We start from the raw sequence: 25,583 nt of genomic DNA on the forward strand, positions 1-25,583 counted from the left end.
CTACAGCATCAGACAGGCTGGACCGTGCAACTTCGCACGGAACGCCCATCTCGAGGAGACGCCGAATGGCTGACACGACCGTGAGCAACGAACAAAAACGGGCTGAACTGCGCCAGGCGGCGCTGAACTATCACGAGTTCCCGGTCCCCGGCAAGATCTCCGTGACGGCCACCAAGCAGCTCGTCAACCAGCGCGACCTGGCCCTGGCCTACTCGCCCGGCGTGGCGGCCCCGTGCGAAGAGATCGTCAAGGACCCGAACGCGGCCTTCAAGTACACGGCGCGCGGCAACCTGGTGGCCGTGATCACCAACGGCACGGCCGTGCTGGGCCTGGGCGACATCGGCCCGCTGGCGTCCAAGCCGGTGATGGAAGGCAAGGGCGTGCTGTTCAAGAAGTTCGCCGGCGTCGACGTGTTCGACATCGAGATCGACGAGAAAGACCCGCAAAAGCTGGTCGACGTGATCGCCGCGCTGGAGCCGACCTTCGGCGCCATCAACCTGGAAGACATCAAGGCGCCGGACTGCTTCTTCGTCGAGCGCGAGCTGCGCAAGCGCATGAAGATCCCGGTGTTCCATGACGACCAGCACGGCACGGCCATCACCGTGGCGGCCGCGATGCTGAACGGCCTGAAGGTCGTGGGCAAGAACATCGGCGAGGTCAAGCTCGTCACGTCGGGTGCGGGCGCTGCTGCCCTGGCCTGCCTGAACCTGCTGCTCAAGGTGGGCCTGAAGCGCGAAAACGTGTTCGTGACCGACCTGGCCGGCGTGGTCTACGAAGGCCGCACCGAGCTGATGGACGACGACAAGCGCCAGTTCATGCAGAACACGACGGCCCGCACGCTGAGCGAGATCATCGAGGGCGCGGACGTGTTCCTGGGCCTGTCGGCCGGCGGTGTCCTGAAGCCCGCCATGGTCGCCAAGATGGCGGCCAAGCCGGTCATCTTCGCCCTGGCCAACCCCAACCCCGAGATCACGCCCGAAGACGCGCGTTCGGTGCGTGACGACGTGGTCATGGCCACGGGCCGTACGGACTATCCGAACCAGGTCAACAACGTCCTGTGCTTCCCGTACATCTTCCGCGGCGCGCTGGACTGCGGCGCCACGACGATCACGGACGAGATGGAGATCGCGGCCGTCAATGCGATTGCCGAGCTGGCCCAGGCCGAGCAGAGCGAGCGCGTGGCCGCGGCCTATGTCGGCGAGAAGCTGAGCTTCGGCCCCGAGTACCTGATCCCCAAGCCATTCGACCCGCGCCTCATGATGAAGATCGCGCCGGCGGTGGCCAAGGCCGCCGAGGAAAGCGGCGTGGCGCAGCGCCCGATCGCCGACCTGGACGCCTACCGCGACCGTCTGCAGAGCTTTGTCTACGCCTCGGGCACGACGATGAAGCCGATCTTCGACGCCGCCAAGCGCGCCAAGAAGAAGCGCGTGGTGTTCTGCGAGGGCGAGGAGGAGCGCGTGCTGCGCGCGCTGCAGATCGTGGTCGACGAGGGCATCGCGCGCCCGACCGTGATCGGCCGCCCGGCCATCATCGCCCAGCGCATCGAGAAGTTCGGCCTGCGCCTGCGCGAGGAGCTGGACTACGACATCGTCAACGTCGAGCAGGACCACCGCTACCGCGACTTCTGGCAGACCTACCACCGCATGACCGAGCGCCAGGGCACGACGGCCCAGCTGGCCAAGATCGAGATGCGGCGCCGGCTGACCCTGATCGGCGCGATGCTGCTGCACAAGGACGAGGTCGACGGCATGATCTGCGGCACCTGGGGCACGACCCAGACCCACCTGCAGTACATCGACCAAGTCATCGGCAAGCACCCTGGCGGCGCCGACAGCACGGCGCAGAGCGTGCCGGTCTACGCCTGCATGAACGGCCTGCTGCTGCCCGATCGCCAGATCTTCCTGGTCGACACGCACGTCAACTACGACCCGACGCCGGCCGAGCTATGCGAGATCACGGCATTGGCGGCCGAAGAGATGATCCGCTTCGGCCTGAAGCCCAAGGCCGCACTGCTGTCGCATTCGAACTTCGGCAGCAGCAACCGGCCTTCGGCGTTGAAGATGCGCGAGACGCTGGCGTTGCTGCGCGAGCAGGCGCCCTGGCTGGAGGTAGACGGCGAGATGCACGGCGACGTGGCGCTGGACGGCAAGCAGCGCGACGTGCTGATGCCGCACAGCGCGCTGACCGGCGACGCCAACCTGTTGGTATTCCCCAACCTCGACGCCGCGAACATTGCATACAACCTGCTCAAGACGGCGGCCGGCGGCAACATCGCCATCGGCCCGGTGCTGCTGGGCGCGGCCAAGCCGGTGCATATCCTGACGGCCAGTGCCACGGTGCGGCGCATCGTGAACATGACGGCCCTGACCGTGGCCGACGCCAACGCCGAGCGCTGAGCCTTGGTGCCATAGCAAGCACCAACTTGGAACGGGCTTTTGCCCCTGTGCACATGCCCAAAATTTGGGCATGGCCTTGCTTTTCCAGGTACCTTGGGGCACACTAGCGCGCTTCACTTCCGGGGGTTAACCCGGAGTTCGCGCAAGCCCCAAGTTTTCCTCCATGCTGTTCACGCCCAACAACGCCACAGGCCGGTTGTTCCGAAGTTGCCTGTTGATGTTGGCGTTGGCAACAGGCACCGTAGCGGTGCATTCGCGACAACCCGCTTCACCCGTCGAGCTGGACCAGATTGCGTTGGTAGAGCTGCCTGCACAAGGCAGGCAGACCTACCAGCTCATCCTGCAAGGCGGCCCGTTTCCTTATGAGAAGGACGGCACGGTGTTCGGCAATCGCGAGCGTCTGCTACCGGCCCAGCGGCGTGGGTATTACCGCGAGTACACGGTGGCCCATGCCGGCGCCCGCAATCGCGGGGCGCGGCGCATCGTGTGTGGCGGTCTGCGCCCGACGGTGCCGGACGGCTGCTACTACACGAGCGACCACTACGCGAGCTTTCGAAAAATCGTCCATTGAAAACGGACGCCTGGATTAGTTTTAGTGAGACCGGGGTATTTTGATGACTAACGTTAAAACGGAGTTGGATGCGCCACTTCGTACCGTGCGAACCAACATCGTCCAGTCGATCCGGGCGTTCCGGGTGCAGGACCTGCAGGAAGCCGCCCAGTCCATGGGCCATCACTTCCTGTACGCCAACCTGTCCAGCGCCCAGAGCAAGCAGGACGTGCTGGACCTGATCGCACAGCAGTTCACCTTCCCCACGCACTTCGGCAAGAACTTCGACGCCTTGTACGACTGCATGACGGACCCGTTGCACAAATCGGGCCCGCAGCCGGGCTTCATCGTGGTGCTGGAGCAGATTCCCGCGAACGCGAAGTTCGACAAGGAAGCGCGCGAGCAGCTGCTGGACATCTTCCGCGACGCCGCCGACTACTGGGGCGACCGAAAAATACCGTTCCGCTGTTTCTATTCTTTTCTGTAGCCCGTTCTGCACACACCAGCCAAGCAGAACGGGCGAATGAGGCTCAGACCGAGGCCGTTGCCGGCATCGAACTCACGACGGATTCGGGCGAGAAGATGCCCACGGACAAACTGGTCGATGTGTCGCCGCTGGCGCTGCGCATGAGCAGCCCGTTCAACGCGGGTTACTGGCTGGCAGCCGCCTGAAGCCTTGCATCGCGCAACCTGAACGCCCGTCCCTCGACGGGCGTTTTTGTTGGCGGGCCTACAGCGCCTGCGCCAGCGCGACGAATTCTGCGACCGGCACTTCCTCTGCGCGGCGCTGCAGGTCGAACGGGCCGGCGAACTGCCGCGCCTCCAGCCAGCGGCCCAGTGCGTGGCGCAGCAGCTTGCGGCGCTGGCTGAAGGCCACCTGCACCAGTTCGCTGAGCAGGGCCGCGTCCAGCACGGGCGCTTGCGCCAATGGCTCCATGCGCACGACGGCGCTGTCCACGCGCGGTGGCGGGTCGAAACTCTCCGGCCCCACGAACAGCACGTTCTCCATCGCGTAGCGCCACTGCAGCATCACGCTGAGCCGGCCATAGGCGGCCGTGGACGGCGCCGCCACCATGCGGTCGACCACTTCCTTTTGCAGCATGAAGTGCTGGTCCTGGATGGCATCCACATGGTCCAGCAGGTGGAACAGGATGGGCGTGGAGATGTTGTAGGGCAGGTTGCCGACCACGCGCAGCCGCTGGCCGGCCGGGGCCAAAGCCGTGAAGTCGACCTTCAGCACGTCGGACTCGACGACGTGCAGCTGCGGCCGGTTGCGCAGGCGCTGCGCCAGGTCGCGGTCGAGCTCGATGACCGTCAGCTGGCCCAGGCGCTCGACCAGGGGCTGGGTCAGCGCGGCCAGGCCGGGCCCGATCTCCACCATGGGCTCGCCGTGCTGCGGCCCGATCGCCCGCACGATGGCGTCGATGACGCCGGCATCGGACAGGAAATGCTGGCCGAAGCGTTTGCGTGCGATGTGCTTCACTGCGGGGCGTCGCGCATCTCGACGTAGGCGCGCGCACGGACTTCCTGCAGCCAGCTGCGGTAGGCCTCGTCCATGCGCGACTCGCGCACCATGGAGCGCGCCATCTCGCGCTGCTCGCGCGGGCTCAGCTTGTACTGCCGGCGCTCGATGAGCTGGATCAGGTGCACGCCGAAGCGCGAGACCAGCGGGTCGGACAGCTGGCCGGGCTGCAGGCTGTCCAGCACGTCCTCGAACTCGGGCACGAACTGGCCAGGGCTGGACCAGCCCAGGTCGCCACCCTCGGCGGCACTGCCGTCCTGCGAACTGGCGCGCGCCAGCGCCGCGAAATCGGCCTGGCCCGCTTCGATGCGCCGCTTCATGGTGGCCAGCCGCTCCCGCGCGGCGGCCTCGGTCAGTTGCGGGCCGACACGCAGCAGGATGTGGCGCGCATGCTGCTGCGCGATGGTCTGCGCAGGGCCGGCCTGGCGCTTCTCGATGACCTTGAGCACGTGGAAGCCGGCGCCCGAACGCACGGGCTCGCTGATGCCGCCCGTGGGCACGGCGGCGGTCGCTTCCAGGAACAGGTCGGGATAGCGGTCTGCGGTGCGCAGGCCCAGCGCGCCGCCGGCCGATGCCTCGGGCGCATCGGAATAGGCGCGGGCCAGGGCCGCGAAGTCTTCGCCGGCTCGGGCCCGGCGCAGCACGTCCTGCGCGCGGGCCTGGCGCTCGGCAACCTGCTGGGGCGTGGCGTTCTCGGGCACGGCCACCAGGACCTGCGCCAGGTTGAGTTCGCTCGGCGCGGCGGACGGCGCCGTCGCGTGCTCGCGCAGGTACTGCTCGACGTCCGCGTCGCTGACCTTCACGCGCGATTCGAGTTCACGGTCGCGCACGCGGGTCAGCAGGATCTGGTCGCGGATCTCGTTGCGGAACTGGGCCGGCGTCATGCCGTCGCGCGCCAGGCGGCGGCGCAGTTCGGCCACGTCGACCTGGTTCTGCCGTGCCACGTTCTGCTCGCCCTGGTCGATCGACGCCTCGTCGGCCCGGATGCCCAGCTCACGCGCCAGCTGCAGCTGCGCCCGCTCGACGATCAGGCTTTCCAGCACCTGGCGCGCCAGCTCGGCCTGCGGCGGCACGCGGCCACCCTGCTGCTGGATCTGCTGCGTGACGCGCACGATGCGGCGCTGCACTTCCTGGTTCGTGATGGGCTCGGAATTCACGACGGCCACGATGAAGTCGGACTGGCGCGCGGCACTGGAGGCAGCACCCTGGGCGTGCGCGACGGGCGTGGCCGCCAGAAGGCTGGCGGCCGCCATTGCCGCGGCGGACAGGAGGAGGGCGTGGGTCTTGCTGCGCATGCTGGACAAATCAATCGTAGGAGCCGAAGCGGCTCGAGGTGGTGACCTGCTCGCGCAGGTACTGGTAGCGGGGAATGTTGTCGCGCAGCGTGCGCAACGGGCTGGAGCCCAGGCGTGCCAGGCCGAAGAACTCGATCTGGAACATGTACTTGGTGTTGGCCGTGGCCTCGGCGCGCTGGATGCGCTCGACCACGATGCGGCCGATCCAGCAGTCGCCCTCGTATTCAAGGCCGACGATGGATTCGACGAACTTGCGGTCGACCATGCTGTAGTTGAGCCGGCCCACGCCGTACCAGCGGCCCGGGCCCTGGCCCATGCCGGCACCCAGGTCGCGGCCGCGGTCACCCCACAGGTCGTTCAGCGGCCATTGCCAGCCCAGCTCGACCTGCTCGCTGGCGGTCAGCGTGTTGGTGGCGCGCTGGACGCGGTAGGCGGCGCTGACCACGCGGTAGTTGCTGGGGCTGTAGCGCCCGCCGACCGTGAAGCGCTCGGAGCGTTGGGTCTTGGGGTTGTACTGGACCATGGTGTCCAGCATCCACTGCGGCGTCCAGTTGATGGTCGCACCGGCTAGGAAGTCGCTGAGCCGGTCCTCGACCGGTGCACCGCCGGGCAGGAACACTTCCTGGTCCTTGAAGCGCAGCCGCTGGGCGACGCCGAAGCGCGCCACCTCGGCGCCGGTGTCCGGCTGCAGGAAGCGCGTGGTCACGCCCAATGTCAGCACGTTGCTGTCGGAGATGCGGTCGTTGCCGACGAAGGCGTTCTCGCTGTAAATGCTGGCGAAGTTGAAGTCGCTGCCGCCCGAGTCGTAGTTGGGCAGGCCGTTCTGCGCGCGGTAGGGCGTGTTCACGTAGAACGCGCGCGGCTCCAGCGTCTGCAGCCAGTCGCGGCCGAAGTACCGGGCGTTGCGCTCGAAGATCAGGCCGCTGTCCAGGCTGAACGTCGGCACGGTACGGCTCGCGCTGGTGCGGCCGTCGGCCAGCGGTGCGTCGAACTGGTACGTGGTGGCATGCAGCTGCACCTTGGGCGTGAAGAACCAGCCCGGGCGCAGCCAGGGCCGGCTCACCTGGCCCAGCATGTAGCTGCGCTTGGCATTGGGCTGCAGCGTGAGGTTGCGGTCCGCGGAGAACTGCGTGTAGTCGCCGTCCACCGAGAAATCCAGGCCCGCCACGTCGTAGCGCGCGTAGCGCGCGGTGAGCTGCGGCAGGCGGTCGTAGGGCGGCGTGATGGGCGCCGTCACGTCCTGCAGCGTCTGGTACTTCAGCGTGCGCAGGCCGGCCGTGAAGTCCTTGTAGCCCCAGCGCAGGTTGGCGTCCGTGGTCAGCAGCCGGCTCGTCAGGGAGTTCGACGAGCTGCCGAAATCGCGCCAGTAGTTGTCGTCGCTGACACGGTTCGCGTCCAGCGAGAAGCCCAGGTTGCCAAGCACCGGCACGCCGGTGGAGATCACGCCCGTGTGCTTGGCCGCATACGACCAGCGCTCGCGCTCGCGCAGCCGGTCGTCGGGCATGTACTCGGCGCGGATCTGGCCCTGGTAGGTCGGCTCCATGTAGCGGAACTCACCGCCCATGTTGATGCCGCGCTTGCTCATGACCGAGGGGTAGAACGTGGCGTCGCGGTTCGGTGCGATGTTCCAGTAGTAGGGAATCATCACCTCGACGCCTGCCAGGTTGTCCAGTGCCACCGTGGGCGGCAGGAAGCCGGACTTGCGCTTGTCGGTCAGCGGGAAGCTCATCACGGGAATGGCCAGCACGGGCACGTTCATGAAGCGCAGCACGCCGGCCTTGGCCAGGCCGGTCTCTTCCTCGTTGTCGATGTCGATCGTGCTGGCCGACAGCATCCAGGCCGGCAGCCAGCCCGCGCCGGGCTCGCGCCGGCAGGTGGTGTAGGTGGCGTCGTGCAGCACGGAACGGTCGCGGTCCAGGAAGTCGACACGGCTGGCCTCGCCGTGCGCATCGCCGCGCAGCAGCCGGTAGCGCGGGCTATCGAAGAAGCCCTCGAAGGCATCGACCTTGAGCTCCAGCGACGGGCCCTCGAACACATTGCCGGCCTGGTTGATGCGCACCGCGCCCTGGGCCCTGGCCACATCGGTGGACTGGTCGTACTCGAGCCGGTCGGCCTCGATGACGAGGTCGCCGCGGCGCATCATGGCATCGCCTTCGAGCACCGTTTCCAGGTTGGGCCGGCCGGAGCTGCGGTCGCCGTAGAAGAAGCTGGGCAGCTGCTGGCGCACGCCCTGCGGCCAGGCTTCCTGCAAGCGCGTGCTGGGCTTGAGCACCAGGGGCTGCTCATCGGCCTGGGCATGGGCCTGCGCGCACGGCAGCAGGAGGCCGACCAGCGCCACGGCACCGGCCACATGGCTGCGGGCAAAGCGGCCGGCGGGCGGGGCAAGCAGGTCGGGTTTTGCGGGAGGCATCGAGGAAGAGGGAGACGGTCCGGGCATGCGGGCTGATCGACAGAAATGGCGCTTGGCGCAGGCCTTGCGCCGCGTCGCGCCACAGGGCGTGCCGGCAAGCCGGGTTTGTAGAATCGATTATCCATGAGCCCGATGCCCTCACCAACCGGGTCCACTGGCCCCAACCCCCACCCTCCCATCGCCTGGTCCGACCCGCAACGCGAGGCGTTGCTCCAGCGTTGGCTGGCCGAGACCGCGCCCGCGCAAGGCCTGCTGCCGCACACGCTGCGCCTGGCCTCCGCCGATGCGAGCTTCCGCCGTTATTTCCGCATCGACACGCACAGCGGTGCCAGCCGCATCGTGATGGACGCGCCGCCCGACAAGGAGAACAGCGAGCCCTTCGTGCGCATCGCCGCGCTGCTGCAGGCCGCCGGTCTGGTCGTGCCCGAGGTGCTGGCCTGGCAGCGCGAGACCGGCTTCCTGCTGCTGAGCGACCTGGGCACGCAGACCATGATGGAGCGCATGGACCGCGAGAACCCGCAGGCCAACGCAGCCCGCTACCGCCAGGCCGTCGATGCGCTGATCACCTGGCAGCTGGCCTCCCAGCCCGGCGTGCTGCCGCCCTATGACGAGGCCGTGCTGCGGCGCGAGCTGGCGCTGTTCCCCGACTGGTACCTGGCGCAACACCGCGGCATCGTGCTGGACGACGCCCAGCGCGCCACGCTGGACCAGGCCTTCGATGCCATCGTGGCCGAGAACCTGGCCGCGCCCAGCGTCTACGTGCACCGCGACTTCATGCCGCGCAACCTGATGCTGCTGCCGCAGGACGCCACGCGCCTGGGCGTGCTGGACTTCCAGGACGCGCTGTACGGCCCCATCACCTACGACATCGCGAGCCTCATGCGCGACGCCTTCCTGACCTGGGAAGAAGACTTCGTGCTCGACGTGACCGTGCGTTACTGGCAGGAGGCGAAGAAGGCCGGCCTGCTGGGCGCGAACAGCGCGAGCGGCTGGGGTGACGACTTCGGCGCCTTCTACCGCGCCGTGGAGTGGATGGGCCTGCAGCGGCATCTGAAGGTGGCCGGCATCTTCGCGCGGCTCACGCTGCGCGACGGCAAGCCGCGCTACCTGGCGGACACGCCGCGTTTCATCGCTTACATCCGTTCGGCGGCCAGCCGCTACCGCGAGCTCAAGCCGCTGCTGCGGCTGGTGGACCAGATCGAAGGCACCGAGCCGGTCACAGGCTTCGCCTACGGCCGCGTCTAAGGCCATGCCACGCATCCATTGCCCCGCGCCGCTGGCCAGCGGCGCGTCGCTGGCCCTGCCCGCCGGCGCCGCGCGCCATGTGCAGGTGCTGCGCATGCAGCCCGGCCAGGGGCTCACGCTGTTCAACGGCGAAGGCGGCGAGTTCGACGCCACCGTCACGCAGATGGGCCGCAGCGACGTGCAGGTCGAGATCGGCGCGCACCACGCCATCGAGCGCGAGGCGCCGCAGCCCGTGCACCTGGCCGTCGTGATGCCGGCAAACGACCGCATGGACTGGCTGGTCGAGAAGGCCGCCGAGCTCGGCGCCGCCAGCGTGCAGCCGCTGCAGTCGGCGCGCAGCGTGCTACGCCTGCAGGGTGACCGCGCCGCCAAGAAGACGGCGCACTGGCAGGCCGTGGCGATCGCCGCCTGCGAGCAGTGCGGCCGCAACCGCGTGCCCATGGTGCACGCCGTGCGCGACCTGTCGGCCTGGCTCGCGCAACCGGCCGCGGCCGACGCCGGCCAGCGCCTGTTGTTGTCGCTGCGCGAGGGCACGCGCAGCCTGCGCGCGTGGCAGCCGCTGGCGGCCGTCACGTTGCTGAACGGCCCCGAGGGCGGCCTCACGCTTGAGGAAGAAGACCTGGCCATCGCAGCCGGCTTCGCGCCCCTCACGCTCGGCCCGCGCGTGCTGCGCGCCGAGACCGCGCCCTTGGCCGCCCTGGCCGCCCTGAACTGCTGAGCCCACCTCCACCATGAACCGCAACCTCTGGCTGCTCGCGACATGCCAGGCGCTGTTCCTGGTCAACAACGTGACCTTCATCGCGATCAACGGCCTGGTCGGCTGGTCGCTCGCGCCGCTGGGCTGGATGGCGACCTTGCCCGTCATGGGCTACGTGGTCGGCGGCGCGCTCAGCACCGGTCTCGTGGCGCGCACGCAGCAGCGCTGGGGCCGGCAGCGCTCGTTCCTGCTCGGACTGGCCGTGGCCTGCGGCTCGGCGCTGCTGTGCCTGTACGCGGTGCTGCACAAGGACTTCTGGCTGCTGTGCGCCGCCACCGTGATCGCGGGCTACTACAACGCCAATGCCAGCCTGTACCGCTTCGCCGCGGCCGAGCTGGCCGCCGCGCCGCAGCGCGAGAAGGCCGTGTCGCTCGTGATGGCCGGCGGGCTGCTGGGCGGCATCGTCGGGCCGAACCTGGCCAACGCCACGCGCGAGTGGTTCGCCGTGCCGTTCGCAGGCGCCTATGTGGCGCTGGCCGTGGCGGCCGTGCTGTCGGCTGCGCTGCTGGCCTGCATCCAGTTCCCGCCCGCTCCGGCCATGCGCGCAGGCGGTGGCGGCCGGCCGCTGGCCGAGATCGTGCGCCAGCCCGTCTTCATCGTCGCGGCGCTGGCCGGCTCGCTGGGCTTCGGCGTCATGAACCTGCTGATGGCCGCCACGCCGATCGCCATGCAGCAGTGCGGCCTGCCGTTCTCCAGCGCCGCGCTGGTGCTGGAATGGCACGTGATCGGCATGTTTGCGCCGGGCTTCTTCACGGGCCATCTGATCAAGCGCTTCGGCGCGCAGCCGGTCATGGGCGTGGGCCTGGCGCTGAACCTGGCCTGCATCGTGGTGGCGCTGTCGGGCGTGGAGCTGCACCACTTCCTGGTCGCGCTGTTCGTGCTGGGCGTGGGCTGGAACTTCCTGTTCACGGGCGCGACCACCCTGTCGCTGCAAGCCTACGCGCCCGAAGAGAAGGACAAGGCACAGGCCGTGCTGAACTTCTGCATGTTCGCCACGCTGGCGCTGACCTCGTTCGCCTCCGGCGTGCTGGTCACCACGCGCGGCTGGACGCTGCTGAACTACGGCTCGCTGCTGCCCGTGGCGCTGACGGCCGCGGCCCTGGTATGGCTGGCCGCCCGCACGCGCGCCACCCAGCCCATGCACTGATGCCGGCATTCGTGAGATAGGTCACAGCGCACACACCCGGATACATGGCTGCAGCGCAGAATGCGCGTCCCTTTGTCACTCTCTTGCGAGGCTTCCACATGGGTCTACTCGAATCGGTTCTCGGCTCCGTTCTGAACGGCGGCGCATCGTCCCAACAGGCGCCCTCCGGTCCCTCGGCCGGCGCTCTGGCTGGGCTCGGCGGCATCGTCGGTGCATTGGCCGCCAACCCGCAGCTGCTGCAGGTCTTGATGAGCCTGTTGTCTGGCGGCGGCCAGGGCCGTGCCGGCGCGCAGGCCGCAGATGGCGGGCTGGGTGGCCTGGGCGGGCTGGCCTCGCAGTTCCAGCAGGCGGGCCTGGGCGACGTGCTGTCGTCGTGGATCGGCACCGGCCAGAACCGCGAAGTCTCGGGCGACCAGCTCACGCAGGTCTTCGGCCAGGACAAGCTGTCGCAGCTCGGCGCGCAACTGGGCATGGACGGCTCCAGCCTGGCCGGTGAGCTGTCGCAGATCCTGCCTGGGCTGATCGACCAGATGACGCCGCAGGGCCAGGTGCCGCAGGCGGCCGAGGGCGGCAACCCGAACGATCTGTTCGGCATGCTGGAGGCGTTCCAGCGCCGCTGAAGCTTCTCGGTGCTGCCACAGGGCCGGCCTTGCACCGGCCCTTTCGCGTTCAGGCGGCCGGAAACGCCGCGATCACCTGCGCCACCGCCGCCGTCAGCTTCTTCGCATAGGGCACATGCAGGAACTCGTTGGGGCCATGTGCATTGCTCTTGGGGCCCAGCACGCCGCAGACCATCATCTGCGCCTTGGGGAAGCCCTTGGACAGCATGTTCATGAGCGGAATCGTGCCGCCCTGGCCGATGTAGCCGCATGACGCGCCGAACTGCGCCTGCGAGGCCGCGTTCAGCGCGCTCTCGAACCAGGGCACCGTGGCCGGCGCGTTCCAGCCCGTGGCACCGCCTTCGCCGTCGAACGTGACGCGGGCCTGGTAGGGCGCGTTGTCCTCCAGCAGCGCCTTGAGTTCCTGCACGGCCTGGCCCGCGTCCACCAGCGGCGGCAGGCGCAGCGACAGCTTGAACGCCGTGTAGGGCCGCAGCACGTTGCCGGCGTTCTTGAGCTCGGGAAAGCCTTCGGCGCCGGTGACCGACAGCGTGGGCTTCCAGGTGCGGTTCAGCAGGGCCTGCACCGGGTCGGTGGTGGTGGGCAGCGCGAACTGCGTGGAGCCGCCGCAGTCGTAATGCGCCCACGGGAAGCGTTTGTAGATCTCGTCGCCCAGGATGGCGGCCGTGGCCTGGGCCTGGGCCAGCCGGTCGGCCGGCACATCGCAGTGGAAGCTGGCGGGCAGCAGGCGGCCGGTGGCGCTGTCTTCCAGCCGGTCCAGCACCTGCCGCATGATGCGAAAGCTCGACGGCACCAGGCCGCTGGCATCGCCCGAGTGCACGCCCTCGGTGAGGATCTCCACCTTCAGCACGCCGCTGGCCATGCCGCGCAGGCTGCTGGTGATCCACAGCTGCTCGTAGTTGCCGGCACCCGAGTCCAGGCACACCACCAGCGCCACGTCGCCCAGCCGCGTGCGCAGCGCGTCCACATAGGGCAGCAGGTCGTACGAGCCGCTCTCCTCGCAGGTCTCGATGATGCCGACGATGCGCGGGTGCGCGGCCTTCTGCGCCTTCAAGGCCTGCACGGCGGCGATGCTGGCGTAGACGGCGTACCCGTCGTCCGCACCGCCGCGGCCGTAGAGCTTGCCGTCCTCGTACTTGGGCGTCCACGGGCCCAGGTCGTTGCGCCAGCCGTTGAACTCGGGCTGCTTGTCCAGGTGGCCGTACATCAGCACGGTCTGCGTGGTCGTGGTGCCCGTGGCCGGCACCTCGAAGAACAGCACCGGCGTGCGGCCCGGCAGGCGCACGATCTCCAGTTGCAGGCCCTCGACCTTTTGCGCTTCGACCCAGGCCGCGGCGTTGCGCATCACGGTTTCCAGGTAGCCGTGCTCGGCCCATTCCTTGTCGAACGACGGCGACTTGGCGGGAATGGCGATGTAGTCGGTGAGCTGGCGGACGATGTCGTCGTCCCAGGCGCGCGACACATGGGTCAACGCGGCGGCGGTATCGAGCACTTGGGCGGGGACGCGGGCATTCATGGTGGGGCTCCTGGTCGCAAAAGGCCATTGCACCATAGGCGGCAAGACCTGGCGAGCGGGTCGAGATGGCGGCCGCGCGTCCTGCACAGGGGGCGCATCCCGCGATCGTGGGATGGACGCAGGCGCTGCGCGCCTTCACGATGGGCGCCCCTGTTCCACATCGGGATGCACCATGCGCGAAGGCATTTCCACCAACCGGCTGTGCAATGCTTGCGCCGGCTCTCTCGTCGCGGCTGGCCAGCAGTGCCCGAGGGAGACGGCAACCCGCGGCACCTGCCCACCACGCACGGCGACCAGTCCGTCGCGCTGCTGCCGCAAGGCCAGGTGCCGCGCGTGCGCACCCTGCTGGGCGGCAGCGAAGTGATCGGCCATGTGGCGCTGTCGCGGCTGGAGCCGGCGGGCGCCGCGCCGCAGGAGGACGCAGCGCCGCCCGCCACCGCGCAGCTGCCCATTGCCCAGCTGCGCGAGGACAACACCGAGGCCCGGCGCGACCGCACCAAAGCGCGCGCCTTCCCCATCGGCGAGGCCGGCCGGCCCAGGCGCGACCTGGCGGCCGGCGCCGAGGCGCGTGTGGCGCAGCTCACGGCGCTGGGCGACTGGCTGGACGTGGCGCGCGCCGCGCGCTGGCGGCCTACGTTGATCGCCACCTTCTGCAACGTCTACGCGGCCGACTACTGCTACCTGGCGCGCGCCTACCTGCCGCGCGTGTGGTGGACGTCCTCGGCCCTGGTGCGCCTAGGTCGCGGCGAGGCCGTGCCCGTGGTCTATGCGCAGACCGTGGTCGAGCTGCGCGCCGACGACCTGCTGGCCTGGCTCGTCGACATGGGCCCACGCTTCGGCTGGCGCCGCGTGTTCGATGCCGGCGCGCTGCAGGCCGCGGCCAACGCGGGCGGCCTGGGCCTGATCTGCGCCGACCGCGAGGCCGCAGGGCGCGCCGGGCACATCACCGTGGTGGTGCCCGAGACGCCCGCGCACCGGGCCGAGCGCGATGCGGACGGCAACGTCACGCAGCCGCTGCAGAGCCAGGCCGGTGCGTCGAACCACCGCTACGGCAGCGCCGGGCCGTCATGGTGGAGCGGCAGCCAGTTCCGCGACCGGGGCTTTTTCGTGCACGACTAGACGCGTCATGCAAAGCCCCGGAACCGCGCGAACGACTCCACCGCGCGCCGCGGCATGGCCATCCGGTTCACGGCGGCGTCGGCCGCCGCATAGCCCAGCGACATGCCGCAGACCACCACCTCGTCGGCGGGCAGGCCCAGGTGCTGGCCGATCAAGGCATCGAAGCGCGCAAACGACACCTGCGGGCACGTGGCCAGGCCGTGGGCGTGCGCGGCCAGCATCAGGCTTTGCAGGAACAGCCCGCAGTCCAGCCAGCTGTGCGCGCGCAGGCTGCGGTGCGTGGTGAGCACCAGGCCCACGGGCGCGCCGAAGAAGTCGTAGTTGCGCACGGTCTGCGCCGTGCGCGCGGCCGTGTCGGCACGGTCGATCCCGAGGGCCGCGTAGTAACGCGCGCCGAAATCCGCCTGGTGCGCGGCGATGCGCTCGGGCAGCACATCAGGAAAGTGCGAGAACGCGGGCGCGGCCCCGCTGTCGCAGGCTTCGCGCAGCGTGGCACTGAGCGCGGCGAGCGCATCGCCGGCCAGCACGTGCAGTTGCCAGGGCTGGGTGTTGGAATTGCTGGGTGCGCAGGCCGCGGTCTGCAGCACCTGCTGCAGCAGTGCGCGCGGCACGGGCCGGCCGGGCGCGAAGCCGCGCACGCTGCGGCGGGTGCGCATGAGATGGTCGAAGGCCTGCGCGGCAGGGGTCGTGTCGTGGGTCATGGCGCGATGGTGGCAGCGGCGCGTGGCGCGCGGAACTGCAAAGTGCACATGCGCATCGTGCACGGCATGCAAGTGGCCCGCGCACTCACCGCTGCAGGGCCGCCACGGCCGCCGCCGCCTGTGCCACCTCGGCGCGCAGCCACTGGTGGCCGGCATCGTCTTCGTTGCGCTGGTGCCAGACGGCGCGCACCGCCATACCGGGCGTGGTGTAGGGCAGCTCGGCGCAGGCCACAGGCGCACCCTGAACGAACTCGCCCGCCAGCGGACGCGGCACGATGGACAGCATGTCGGTCTCGCGCAGCAGCATGGGAATGGCCAACGCATGCGCCACCGTCACGCGGTAGCGCGGCAACAGGCTTTCGCGCGCCAGCGCCTGTTCCAGCGCGTGGCGGTCGAACATCTCCGACTGGCGCGCAAGCCCGCGCTCGACGATGAAGCCGCTGATCGCGCCCTCTTCCTGCCCGCCCAGCGAGACGGTGAGCAGCGGGTAGGCGGCCAGGTCGGCCAGCCGTGCGCGCCTGCGGCCGATGGGATGGCCGCGCCGCATCACGATGACCTCGTCGTGCTGGCCCAGCGCCATGGCGCCGAAGCGCTGCGGCACCTCCGAGAAGATGCCGATGGCCAGGTCGATGCGGCCCACGTCGATCTGCTCGGCCAGGTCGATGCGGGTCGAGGGCCGCACCACCACGTCGATGTGCGGCGCCGAGACCGCGATGGCGCGGCTCATGCGCGCCACCAGCACGGCCGTGAGGTGGTCGTTGGCGGCCACCACGAAGCGGCGCGCGCTGTGGGCGGCATCGAAGCGCGGGGCGCCCAGGGTCTGGTGGATGCGCTGCAGCGACTGGCGCAGGCCCGGCGCCATGGCCAGGGCGCGCGCCGTGGGCTCCATGCCGCGGCTGGTGCGCACGAACAGCTCGTCGTCCAGCGCCTCGCGCAGCCGCGCCAGCGCGTGGCTCACGGCGGACTGGCTCAGGTGCAGCCGGTGGCCGGCGCGCAGCAGATTGCGTTCTTCGAACACGGCGTCGAAGACGCGCAGAAGGTTCAGATCGATGCGTTCGACATTCATGGCGGCCTGGTGTGCATGTTGCATGCCATGCAAGATGGTCCTGCAGATTCGTCGCTTCCGGCGGGGCCGAGCAGCCAGCACCATGCAGGCCATTGCAACCCCACCCCACCGGAGAAACCCCATGATGCACCCCACGCGCCGCGAATTCACGGCTGGCCTCTCGGCCGCTGCCCTCGCCCTGTCCATCGGCCGGCCCGCGCTGGCGCAGAACGACAAACTGAGCCGCATCCTCGTGGGCTACCCGCCCGGCGGCACGCTGGACGTGACGGCGCGCCGCGTGGGGGAGGCCTGGCGCGAACAGGGCCGTGCCTGCATCGTCGACAACCGCGCCGGTGCCGCCGGCCGCGTGGCCAGCGGCCAGCTCAAGCGCGAAAAGGCCGATGGCAGCGTGCTGCTGTGCACGCACACCTCGGCGCTCACCATCTACCCGCACGTCTACAGCAGGCTGGGCTACGACGCGGTGGCTGACTTCCGGCCCGTGAGCCCGATCGCCAACGTGGGCTGCGCCTTCGCCGTCAGCGCCGCGGCCGTGCCCGCGTCCGTGACCACGCTCGACGCCTACGTGCAATGGGTGAAGGCCAACCCCAAGGCGGCGCTGTTCGCATCGCCCGCCGCGGGCTCGATGGCGCATTTCCTGGGCTACCGGCTCGACCAGGCCGCGGGCCTGCAGCGCACGCACGTGCCCTACCGCGGCTCGGCACCGGCCATGCAGGACCTGCTGGGCGGGCAGATCCCGGCCTACATGGGCTTCGTGGCCGACTTCCTGCAGTACGCGGACAACGGCAAGCTGCGCATCCTGGCCGTGACCAGCGAGAAGCGCTCGCGCTTCCTGCCCGGCGTGCCCACCTTCGCCGAGCAGGGCCTGGCGCAGGTGACGGGCGCCGAGTCGTACGGCCTGTTCCTGCCGCCGCAGGCCAGCGACGCACTGGTGGCCGAGCTGGGCGAGGCCACGCGCCAGGCGGCACGCAGCGCCGCGCTGATGGCCGGCTTCGACAAGCTGGGCCTGGAGCCCGTGTGGTCCACCCCCGCGGCCTATGTGCAGCAGATCGCACGCGAGTCCGAGCACTGGCGCCCCATCGTGGCCGCGTCGGGCTTCAAGTCGGAAGAGTGAACGCCATGACGCTGCACACCCCGCCCCATCCCGACCGCGATGCGCTCATCGCCACCAGCTTGCCGTTTCTCGACACGATCAAGGACATGACGGCCGGCACCGAGCTCGAACGCTGGCTCAACGCCGAGCACGGCCCGGGCAGCCCGCTGTACGAGCGCCTGGCCGAGCTGGTGCGCCGCGGCGTGCGCGACGGCTGGGCCGCGAACGTGGAAGTGGGCGGCCCGCGCTACCGCCGCAGCCGCATCGCCGAGCCCACGGCCGAGACACTGCACTTCAGCATCACCGCCGTGTACATGGACTCGACCGGCAACACGCAGCACAACCCTGGCGGCAGCCTGCGCGGCGACTACCACGCGCATCCGTATGGCGAGATCAACATGGTGATCCCGCTCAACGAAGGCGCGGCGCTGGCCGGGCCGAACGGGTGGTGTGAAGGCGGCTGGACGGCGCCGCCGCCCGGGAGCCACCACTATCCGGAGGCCAAGGGGGGTGCGGTGATCGCGCTGTTCTATCTGCCGGCGGGGCGGATTTCGTATGCGGTGGCGCCGCCGGGTTGAGGGCGGCTTTGACGGAGAGCAGCAGTGCGGCAGGTTGCGGGGCAGCGCCTCGTGGACATCAGGCGCGCCTCACGGCCGCGCGGCGACGATGAGGCTCCAGACGATGACCACGAGCTGCACCAGGTTCATCAGGATGGCCGTGACGTGGATGCGGCCGAAAGTGGCGATGGCGCTGGCGCACTGGTCTCCGATTTCGATGCGGAGCCGGTCCATCGTCGGGATGACCTTGCGCCGCAGAAGGGCCGTCAGGCCCGCGAGCGCCGCCGCCCCCGCGGCGAAGACCGGCCGCCCGGCCACCGCATAGCTCAGTGCAGCAACGCCGGCCGTGCCCATCGCAGCCAGGTAGTAGGTGTTGAAGAAGCCGCGCACGAAGCGCGCGTCCATGGGCACGTCGTGCTTGAGGATCAAGAGGGGTATCGAGCCCATGACGAAATACGCGGTCGTGAGCAGCAGCGCGCCGGTGCAGCACAGGGCGATGAACAGGGCGGCGGACATGGCGGTGGAACGAGGTGGCGGCCTGGCGCGCGGCGGGTGCGGTGCCTTCGTGCGGATCGACGTGTCGTTGCGGCCAGTGGGCGTCTACGCGCTCACGCCGGCGCGTGGCAGACCGCTTCGATGTTGTGTCCGTCCGGGTCCAGCACGAAGGCGCCGTAGTAGTTGGGGTGGTAGTGGGCGCGGATCCCCGGCGGCCCGTTGTCGCGGCCGCCGGCCGCCAGCGCGGCCTGATGGAAAGCATCGACATGGGCACGCGATGCGACCCGGAATGCGATGTGGATCGGCGGCTGGTTGGCCGTGCCCGAGGCGATCCAGAAATCCGGCTGGGGCGGCTCGCCGAAGCCGGCGACATCGGTGTGGCCGGTGACGGAGGCGGGGATTTCCGCGAGCAGCGCATAGCCGATGGGGGCAAGGGCGGCGATGTAGAACGCCTTGCTCTTGGCGTAGTCGGTGACGGTGAGGCCTGTGTGGTCGATCATGGGTGTTCCAACAAACAGCTGAATATTCCGTACTGTGGGCTCGAGCGAATAGTTCAGCGTCGGCGTTGAGAGTCGTCTCCGCAGGTCAGGCCCCGTAGTCGCCGACCTCATATCGAGCGCCGAAGGAAAGTGACGTCAGCTGGAGAATGTGACAGACCGCGCCCGCCACCTTCTCTGGTGATACGAGCGCACCCTGCTCCTTGCGTTTGATGAAACGTTCGATCTCTGGAAAATCAGCCGCCGAAGAGCTGCGGATAAGGGCCTGCATCTCGGTGTCGATCACGCCCGGGTCCACATTGATTGGAATGAATGGGTGCGGCTCGAGCTGTTGTTCCAATGCCAGCGCCCGGACGTAGTTCTCCATGCCTGCCTTGGCGGCGCAATAGAGCGACCAGCCTGCGTAGCCTCTCTGCGCCGCTCCGGACGAAATATTGGCCAGAACCTTGCGGCATGGCGTATCTTGGAAATGCGCCACGATTTCGGTCAAAACAAGAATTGCGGATGTGAAGTTCGTATTCACGTTGGCGAGTACCGCGGCACGCTCTTGACGAGAGGCAGGGCCGATCGAGTCGAGGGTTCCAGCGTTGCTGACGACCAGCAACTCTTCGATGTGCTTGTTGCCGAAAGAAGCAACGGCGGTCGCTGCGATTCGATGGCTATCGCCGGGCGACGAAAGATCCAATCTGACTGAATAGGCGTGTGGTGCGCCGCGCGAGAACTCCATCACGCGGTAGCCGCGTTCGGCAAGGGCCTCGCACAGCGCGAGGCCGAGCCCCCTGGAACCGCCGGTCAATATTGCGAGACGCATGGTGGTGCCGCCGTTCTACGATGCGACGCTGCGTTGAGCGGCCGCCTGTTTGCGGGTGGTTCGTTTGGGCCTGACCGTGGTCTGCGTTCCTTTGGCAACACGTTCCAGATACTTTCCTCGCATTCCGTTGCCGAGGTCTGCGCGCTGGTATTCCTTCCGCATTTCATCCTGGGGCTTGCTCATGACAGTTCTTCTTGCTGGGCGGTCACGCGATCACGGACGATTCGTCAGACCGGATGGCCTGAGCGCGAGTAACTCTACAGAGAATCCAGCGGTGCCCTCCTGCTGTTACATGTTCACGCCTGACCGAGCGACATTCGGCCGCTCGCTCTTTTGCGGAATCAAAGACCGTAGGCCATGCGCGCCGTCGCTTCGAAAACGGCTCCCCGATCCTCCAGTTCGACACCATCGCGCGCCGCCGCCAACCAGTCCTGGTAGCCCCCTGCCAGTTCCAGCACCGGCCAATCGCTTCCCCACACACACCGCCCCGCCCCGAAGCACGCCAGCAGCCACCCCGCATGCCGCTGCACCACCTCCACCGGCGCCCCCGGCTTCGCCTCCGTCCACAACCCCGAAATCTTGCAGAACGCCCCCGTCTCGCGGGCCAGCGCCTGCATCCCCTCGGTCCACGCTGCCCACCCCGCCGCATCGCCTGGAATCGCAGGCTTGGCCCCGTGGTCGATCACGATCCTCAAATCCGGGTGCCGCGCCGCCAGCCGCAGCAGGCGCGGCAGGTGCACCGGCTTGACCAGCGCATCGAACACCAGCCCGCAGGCCACCATGGCCTGCAACGCAGGCGCCAGCGCGGGCTGCAGGATCCAGTCCGGGTCCGCGATGTCCTGCAGCATCGGCCGCAGGCCGCGCAGCTTGGGCCGGCGCGCCAGGGCCTCGATGCGGGCCGGGGCGTCGCTCGCCAGCAGGTCGACCCAGCCGACCACGGCCAGCACGTCGTCGGCCTGCTCGGCCTGGTCCAGCAAGAAGGCGGTCTCGGCCTCGGTGGGCGCGGCCTGCACCAGCACGCCGCCACGCACGCCACAGGGGCGGGACACGGCGCGCCAGTCGTCCAGGCGCACGTCGCGGTGGATGGTGCCCAGGGCGGGTGTGAGCCAGCCGTAGTCGCCGCGCGCCAGGCGCCAGATGTGGAAGTGGGCGTCGATCATGGCGTGGGAGCGTCTTTGGGCAACAGCCCCTGCTCGCGCAGCGCCCGCCAGAACGCGGCGGGAATGGGATGCGCCAGCATGGCGCGGCTGTCCTGCCACTGCGCCACGCTCTGCGCGCCCGCCATCACGATGGCGATGGCCGGATGCGCCAGCGGGAACTGCAGCGCGGCCGCGCGCAGCGGCACGGCGTGGTCGGCGCAGACGCGTTCGACGGCGGCAACGCGCTCGACCCAGGCCTGCGGCGCGCGCGCGTAGTTGAAGCGCAGTTCGCCGCCCGCGCCCACGCCGGTGGCCAGGATGCCGGAGTTGTAGACGCCGCCGAGCGCGATGCGCACGCCGCGCGCCTGGCACAGCGGCAGCAGCGCGGCCAGCGCGCTGTGGTCGATCAGGCTGTAGCGGCCGGCCAGCAGCAGCCCGTCCAGATCCGCGTGGGCCAGCACGTCCAGGCAGATCTGCACGTCGTTGACGCCCAGGCCGACGTGGCGCACCAGGCCCTCGCGCTGCAGCGCGCGCAGCGTGGGCAATGTTTCGTCCAGCACCTGGGCCAGCACGCGCGGGTGATCGGCGCCGTGCGTGGCGGCGTCGCAGTCGTGCACGTAGGCCATGTCCAGGTGCGCCAGGCCCAGGCGCTGCAGGCTGTCTTCCACGCTGCGCCGCGTGCCGGCGGCGCTGTAGTCCCAGCGCTGCGTGAACGGCAGCACCTGCACGTAGCCATGCTGGTCGCGCGGCGCCTGCGCGTCGGGTCGCAGCACGCGCCCGACCTTGCTGGACAGCGTGAAGCTGCCCCGTGGCAACCCGCGCAGCGCCTGGCCGAAGCGGTGCTCGCTGAGGCCATTGCCGTAATGCGGCGCGGTGTCGAAGCTGCGGCAGCCGTCGGCCAGCGCGGCGGCCAGCACGGCCTGGGCATCGGCCTCGGGGATGGCGCTGAACAAATTGCCCAGGGCCGCCCCGCCCAGGCCCAGGCGTTGGCCCTGTGCGTCGGGCGGGACCAGGCCGGCCTGCGGTTCTGGCATCGGATTCCTTCGGTATCGGCAGTGATGTTGCGCTGACCCTATAACTGACATGTCAGTTCGTCAACAGGGCAAGCGATCATGGCCGCTGGCCGGGCATGCGCGCACCATCGGCCGCCGCCATGCTCAAAAACCTCTCGCCCCTGCTCTCGCCCGATCTGCTGCACGCGCTGGCCTCCATGGGCCATGGCGACGAGATCGTGCTGGCCGATGCCTACTTTCCGGCGGCGGCGCTGGCGCAGCGGCTGGTGCGGCTGCCCGGCATCGCGGCCGATGCGGCGCTGGACGCCGTGCTGTCGGTGCTGCCGCTGGACGATTTCGTGGCGCAGCCCACGTGCACCATGCAGGTGGTGGGCAACACGGCCGAGGTGCCGCCGGCCGTGGTGCAGTTCACCGAGGTGCTGGCGCGGCACGGCCATGGCGCACCGGGTGCGCTGGACCGGCAGGCGTTCTACGAGCGTGCGGCCAAGGCCTTCGTGGTGGTGGCAACGGGGGACACGCGGACCTACGCCAACATCCTGCTCAAGAAGGGCGTGCTGCGGTGACAAGCGCCGCGCGGCCCTCACCCCAGCGCTCTCCCAGGGGGAGAGGGGGTAAGACCGGGACGGCACAGCGGCGGCTCGAGGTGGTGGCGGCCGAGCCCACCAGCCAGCGGGCGCGCGCCTACCAGGGCTTCACGCAGCAGATCCTCAGGGGCAGCATCAAGCCCGGGCAGTTCGTGTCGCAGCGCGAGCTCATGACGCTGCTGGACATGCCGCTGGGCGCCGTGCGCGAGATGATTCCGCGGCTGGAGGCGGCGGGCCTGGTGAAGACGGTGCCGCAGCGCGGCCTGCAGATCGCGCATGTGGACCTGAAGCTCGTGCGCAACGCGTTCCAGCTGCGCGCCATGATCGAGCGCGAGGCCGTACGCCACTTCACGGCCGTGGTCACGGCCGAGGAGCTGCAGGCGATTGCGGCCGCGCACCAGGACATCCTCACCCGCGCCAGCGCCGGCCGTGCCGATGCGGCCCTGCTGGACGATGCCCAGGCCGTGGACTGGGGCCTGCACGACCGCATGGTCGATGCCATGGGCAACGAGATCGTCTCGGAGATCTACCGCGTGAACAGCCTGCGCATCCGGCTGATTCGGCTGGAGCAGGCCGTGATCACGCCCGCGCAGCTGATCCCCGCCATGCACGAGCACCTGCAGTTCGTCGCCGCGCTGGAGCGCCGCGATGCCGACACCGCCGTGCGCCTGCTCGACGCGCACCTGGACAGCGCGCGCAACCGCGCCCTGGCCGGCCCCGCCGCGCCACCGATGCCCGCACCTTCGGAATCACCTGTTCCCACCCCGATCAACACCCCGAGGAGACGCACGCGATGACGCATGCCATCACCGGCCTGTGGCCTGCCCTGGCCACGGCCTTCACCGACAGCGGCGCCGTCGACACCGCGCGCACGCTGGCCCAGGCGCGCCGCATGCTGGCCGCCGGCAGCGACGGCATCACGCCCTTCGGCACCACGGGCGAGGGCCCGGCGCTGACGGTGGCCGAGCGCCAGGCGCTGCTGCAGGCGCTGCTGGACGACGGCGTGCGGCCGGACCAGATCATCGTGTGCACCACGGCCTGCGCGCTGGGCGACGCGATCACGCTGGGGCGCCACGCCATCGCGCTGGGCTGCACACGCCAGCTGTTCATGCCGAGCTTCTACTTCAACCACCCGCGCGACGAGGGTGTGGTCGCCTCGGTGACGCAGATGGTGCGCGGCATCGGCAGTGATGCGCTGCGCGTGCTGCTGTACCAGTTCCCCTCGCTCAGCAACGTGGCGTTCAGCCATGCGGCGATCGCGACGCTGGCCGATGCGCACCCGGGCGTGGTGGTCGGCATCAAGGACAGCACGGGCGACCGCGCGCACTCGCTGGGCTTGGTGAAGGCCTTCCCGCAGCTCGGCACGCTCGTGGGCGCCGAGCTGGATGTGGCACCCGTGATGGTGGCCGGCGGCGCGGGCTCGGTGAACGGCCTGGCCAACCTGGCGCCGCATTTGATGCGCCGCGTGGTGAGCCGGCCCGCCGAGGTGTCGGCCGCCGATGTGACGCTGATGCAGGGCCTGCTGCACCTGCTGAGCGTGAAGCCCAACATGCCCTTCGTCAGCGCCTACAAGACGGCGCTGGCCGAGCAGCTAGGCGACGACGGCTGGCTCCACGTGCGCGCGCCGCTCTCGCCCCTGGATAACACCGAGGCACAGGCGGTGCGTGCCGCGTATCGTGCGCTCGGCTGCGACGTCGCGTCGCTCTGAGCCCCACCCCCAAGGAGACCATCATGACCGCTTCGAACTTCAAGCGCCGCGAGCTGCTGCAAGCCGCTGCCGGTGCCACCGCCCTCGCGACCCTGCCCGCCTTCGCGCAAGGCAACTTCGACTGGAAGCGCTACGCCGGCCAGACGCTGGAGGTGCACCTGATCAAGAGCCCGCGCGGTGAGCTGCTGCAGCGGCACCAGAAGGAGTTCGAGGATCTCACCGGCATCAAGGTGGGGGCCGAGCAGATGCCCGAGCAGCAGTCGCGCCAGAAGACGGTGATCGAGTTCAACTCGGGCCGCACCAGCTTCGACGTGGTGCATCTGAGCTACCACGTGCAGAAACGCCAGTTCGCCAAGGGCAAGTGGATGGAGGACCTGCGGCCGATGTTCGCCAGTGCCGCGCCGCCGGATTTCGACCAGAAGGACTACTCGGCCGGCGGCATGTTCTACGCCACGCAGAGCGACGGCCGCATCGACAGCCTGCCGCTGAACCTGGACCCGTGGATCCTGTACTGGAACAAGGATCTGTTCGCGGCCAAGGGCGTGGCCTACCCCAAGACCTATGCCGAGATCCTGGAGGCGGCGAAGAAGCTGCACGACCCGGCGAACGGCGTCGCCGGCTTCGTGGGCCGCGGCCTGAAGAACGCCAACGTGCCGCTGTGGACGGGTTTCTTTTTGGGCTGGGGCGGGCAGTTCTTCGATGCCAACGGCAAGCTGGCCACCGAGACGCCCGAGGCCATCGCGTCGGCCACGCTGTACCGCGACCTGCTCAAGACCACCGGCCCGGCCGGTATCGCGGGCTACAACTGGAACGAATCGCAGAGCCTGTTCCTGCAGGGCAAGGCCGCGATGTGGATCGACGGCTCGGGCTTCGCGCCGCCGCTGGAGGACGCGAGCAAGTCCAAGGTGGTGGGCAAGGTGGGCTACGGCGTGATGCCGCCCGGCCCCAAGGCCCAGGTGTCGGCCACGTTCGGCGATGGCATCGGCGTGTCGTCGTATTCCAAGAAGAAGGAGGCGGCCTTCCTCTACATCGTGTGGGCCACCAGCAAGGCCATGCAGGCGCGCATGCTGGCCACGGGCTCGGGTGCGCCGGTGCGGCTGTCGGCCTACGCGGACAAGGAGGCCATCGCCAACCTCAAGGTGCCGGCCGCGTGGCTCAGCGCTGTGGCAGAGTCGCTGCGGATCGCCAAGCCGGGCTTGCCCATCATCGAGCCGGTGACGGAGTTTCGCGATGTGTTCGGCATTGCGCTGAACAACATGCTGACGGGGGGCGACGTGGCGGCCGAGCTGAAGAAAGCGACAGCCGAGTTCGCGCCGGTGCTGGCGAAGGCCGAAGGCTGAACTGC

General features: G+C 69.3%; 26 protein-coding genes. 14 read left to right on the top strand and 12 right to left on the bottom strand.

Going from position 1 to position 25,583, the window contains the following annotated elements; genetic code table 11:
* Positions 1-65: 65 nt before the first annotated feature.
* The 3 genes from ASF43_RS09510 to ASF43_RS09520 all read left to right on the top strand — a co-directional run bounded on the left by ASF43_RS09510 (position 66) and on the right by ASF43_RS09520 (position 3,433).
* Positions 66-2,396, top strand: a complete 2,331-nt coding sequence (locus ASF43_RS09510) for an NADP-dependent malic enzyme (RefSeq protein ID WP_056179541.1) — start codon at positions 66-68, stop codon at positions 2,394-2,396.
* 163 nt (positions 2,397-2,559) lie between these two features.
* Entirely contained in the window at positions 2,560-2,967 is a 408-nt protein-coding gene (locus ASF43_RS09515; protein ID WP_156373244.1) for a ribonuclease domain-containing protein, read from the top strand.
* A 43-nt stretch (positions 2,968-3,010) separates the two neighbouring features.
* Positions 3,011-3,433, top strand: coding sequence for a barstar family protein (locus tag ASF43_RS09520; protein WP_369803251.1), 423 nt, complete (start codon positions 3,011-3,013; stop codon positions 3,431-3,433).
* Positions 3,434-3,676: 243 nt separating this feature from the next.
* Here ASF43_RS09520 and rsmA read toward each other — a convergent pair whose 3' ends face one another.
* The 3 genes from rsmA to ASF43_RS09535 are packed head-to-tail and all read right to left on the bottom strand — an operon-like array spanning position 3,677 to position 8,173.
* On the bottom strand, positions 3,677-4,429 hold the full coding sequence (gene rsmA, locus ASF43_RS09525; protein WP_056179547.1) for a 16S rRNA (adenine(1518)-N(6)/adenine(1519)-N(6))-dimethyltransferase RsmA: 753 nt from the start codon (positions 4,427-4,429) through the stop codon (positions 3,677-3,679).
* Positions 4,426-5,763 carry a peptidylprolyl isomerase gene (locus tag ASF43_RS09530; RefSeq protein WP_056179723.1) on the bottom strand — a complete coding sequence of 446 codons (1,338 nt, stop codon included), beginning with the start codon at positions 5,761-5,763 and terminating at the stop codon, positions 4,426-4,428. Before ASF43_RS09530 ends, rsmA begins: the two co-directional genes overlap by 4 nt.
* Before the next feature lie 10 nt (positions 5,764-5,773).
* Positions 5,774-8,173, bottom strand: a complete 2,400-nt coding sequence (locus ASF43_RS09535) for an LPS-assembly protein LptD (RefSeq protein ID WP_200932490.1) — start codon at positions 8,171-8,173, stop codon at positions 5,774-5,776.
* A gap of 123 nt (positions 8,174-8,296) precedes the next feature.
* Here ASF43_RS09535 and ASF43_RS09540 point away from each other — a divergent pair, with 123 nt between their 5' ends.
* The 4 genes from ASF43_RS09540 to ASF43_RS09555 all read left to right on the top strand — a co-directional run bounded on the left by ASF43_RS09540 (position 8,297) and on the right by ASF43_RS09555 (position 11,942).
* On the top strand, positions 8,297-9,418 hold the full coding sequence (locus tag ASF43_RS09540) for an aminoglycoside phosphotransferase family protein (RefSeq protein WP_056179550.1): 1,122 nt from the start codon (positions 8,297-8,299) through the stop codon (positions 9,416-9,418).
* A 4-nt stretch (positions 9,419-9,422) separates the two neighbouring features.
* Complete coding sequence (locus ASF43_RS09545) at positions 9,423-10,136, top strand: 16S rRNA (uracil(1498)-N(3))-methyltransferase (protein ID WP_056179553.1); 714 nt, start codon at positions 9,423-9,425, stop codon at positions 10,134-10,136.
* A 13-nt stretch (positions 10,137-10,149) separates the two neighbouring features.
* Positions 10,150-11,322, top strand: coding sequence for an MFS transporter (locus ASF43_RS09550; RefSeq protein WP_056179555.1), 1,173 nt, complete (start codon positions 10,150-10,152; stop codon positions 11,320-11,322).
* Between the two features lie 98 nt (positions 11,323-11,420).
* Complete coding sequence (locus tag ASF43_RS09555; protein WP_056179557.1) at positions 11,421-11,942, top strand: YidB family protein; 522 nt, start codon at positions 11,421-11,423, stop codon at positions 11,940-11,942.
* Positions 11,943-11,991: 49 nt separating this feature from the next.
* On the opposite strand, the gene ASF43_RS09560 is transcribed toward ASF43_RS09555, so the two are convergent.
* Positions 11,992-13,458 (bottom strand): M20 family metallopeptidase, encoded by a 1,467-nt coding sequence (locus ASF43_RS09560; RefSeq protein ID WP_056179560.1) that lies wholly within the window; start codon positions 13,456-13,458, stop codon positions 11,992-11,994.
* Between the two features lie 243 nt (positions 13,459-13,701).
* On the opposite strand from ASF43_RS09560, the gene ASF43_RS09565 reads away from it, so the two are divergent.
* Positions 13,702-14,577, top strand: a complete 876-nt coding sequence (locus tag ASF43_RS09565) for a hypothetical protein (RefSeq protein WP_056179563.1) — start codon at positions 13,702-13,704, stop codon at positions 14,575-14,577.
* A gap of 5 nt (positions 14,578-14,582) precedes the next feature.
* Here the strand turns inward: ASF43_RS09565 and ASF43_RS09570 are convergent, their stop codons facing one another.
* The gene (locus ASF43_RS09570; protein WP_056179729.1) at positions 14,583-15,278 is read right to left on the bottom strand and encodes a nitroreductase; all 696 of its coding nucleotides are present in this window, start codon (positions 15,276-15,278) and stop codon (positions 14,583-14,585) included.
* Positions 15,279-15,363: 85 nt separating this feature from the next.
* The gene (locus ASF43_RS09575; RefSeq protein ID WP_369803252.1) at positions 15,364-16,368 is read right to left on the bottom strand and encodes a LysR family transcriptional regulator; all 1,005 of its coding nucleotides are present in this window, start codon (positions 16,366-16,368) and stop codon (positions 15,364-15,366) included.
* Positions 16,369-16,465: 97 nt separating this feature from the next.
* Here ASF43_RS09575 and ASF43_RS09580 point away from each other — a divergent pair, with 97 nt between their 5' ends.
* Entirely contained in the window at positions 16,466-17,455 is a 990-nt protein-coding gene (locus tag ASF43_RS09580) for a tripartite tricarboxylate transporter substrate-binding protein (protein WP_235578196.1), read from the top strand.
* A gap of 5 nt (positions 17,456-17,460) precedes the next feature.
* On the top strand, positions 17,461-18,012 hold the full coding sequence (locus ASF43_RS09585) for a DUF4863 family protein (RefSeq protein ID WP_056179564.1): 552 nt from the start codon (positions 17,461-17,463) through the stop codon (positions 18,010-18,012).
* A 69-nt stretch (positions 18,013-18,081) separates the two neighbouring features.
* On the opposite strand, the gene ASF43_RS09590 is transcribed toward ASF43_RS09585, so the two are convergent.
* The 6 genes from ASF43_RS09590 to ASF43_RS09610 form a co-directional block, all read right to left on the bottom strand.
* Positions 18,082-18,507, bottom strand: coding sequence for a hypothetical protein (locus ASF43_RS09590; RefSeq protein ID WP_056179567.1), 426 nt, complete (start codon positions 18,505-18,507; stop codon positions 18,082-18,084).
* A gap of 92 nt (positions 18,508-18,599) precedes the next feature.
* Positions 18,600-18,986 carry a VOC family protein gene (locus tag ASF43_RS09595; protein ID WP_056179570.1) on the bottom strand — a complete coding sequence of 129 codons (387 nt, stop codon included), beginning with the start codon at positions 18,984-18,986 and terminating at the stop codon, positions 18,600-18,602.
* Between the two features lie 85 nt (positions 18,987-19,071).
* Complete coding sequence (locus ASF43_RS09600) at positions 19,072-19,794, bottom strand: SDR family NAD(P)-dependent oxidoreductase (RefSeq protein WP_056179573.1); 723 nt, start codon at positions 19,792-19,794, stop codon at positions 19,072-19,074.
* A 15-nt stretch (positions 19,795-19,809) separates the two neighbouring features.
* Positions 19,810-19,977 carry a hypothetical protein gene (locus ASF43_RS30590; protein WP_156373246.1) on the bottom strand — a complete coding sequence of 56 codons (168 nt, stop codon included), beginning with the start codon at positions 19,975-19,977 and terminating at the stop codon, positions 19,810-19,812.
* 158 nt (positions 19,978-20,135) lie between these two features.
* Positions 20,136-20,954, bottom strand: coding sequence for an amidohydrolase (locus ASF43_RS09605; RefSeq protein WP_056179576.1), 819 nt, complete (start codon positions 20,952-20,954; stop codon positions 20,136-20,138).
* Entirely contained in the window at positions 20,951-21,967 is a 1,017-nt protein-coding gene (locus ASF43_RS09610) for an aldo/keto reductase (RefSeq protein ID WP_056179578.1), read from the bottom strand. Before ASF43_RS09610 ends, ASF43_RS09605 begins: the two co-directional genes overlap by 4 nt.
* A gap of 119 nt (positions 21,968-22,086) precedes the next feature.
* Here ASF43_RS09610 and ASF43_RS09615 point away from each other — a divergent pair, with 119 nt between their 5' ends.
* The 4 genes from ASF43_RS09615 to ASF43_RS09630 all read left to right on the top strand — a co-directional run bounded on the left by ASF43_RS09615 (position 22,087) and on the right by ASF43_RS09630 (position 25,578).
* Positions 22,087-22,509, top strand: coding sequence for an RbsD/FucU family protein (locus ASF43_RS09615; RefSeq protein WP_056179737.1), 423 nt, complete (start codon positions 22,087-22,089; stop codon positions 22,507-22,509).
* 83 nt (positions 22,510-22,592) lie between these two features.
* Entirely contained in the window at positions 22,593-23,327 is a 735-nt protein-coding gene (locus ASF43_RS09620) for a GntR family transcriptional regulator (protein ID WP_235578197.1), read from the top strand.
* The gene (locus ASF43_RS09625; protein ID WP_056179584.1) at positions 23,324-24,238 is read left to right on the top strand and encodes a dihydrodipicolinate synthase family protein; all 915 of its coding nucleotides are present in this window, start codon (positions 23,324-23,326) and stop codon (positions 24,236-24,238) included. The genes ASF43_RS09620 and ASF43_RS09625 overlap by 4 nt, the downstream gene beginning before the upstream one ends.
* A 23-nt stretch (positions 24,239-24,261) precedes the next feature.
* Positions 24,262-25,578, top strand: coding sequence for a sugar ABC transporter substrate-binding protein (locus tag ASF43_RS09630; protein ID WP_056179587.1), 1,317 nt, complete (start codon positions 24,262-24,264; stop codon positions 25,576-25,578).
* Positions 25,579-25,583 lie beyond the last annotated feature (5 nt).

The sequence above is a fragment of the Pseudorhodoferax sp. Leaf267 genome, assembly GCF_001422405.1.
In the GTDB taxonomy this organism is placed as follows: domain Bacteria; phylum Pseudomonadota; class Gammaproteobacteria; order Burkholderiales; family Burkholderiaceae_C; genus Pseudorhodoferax.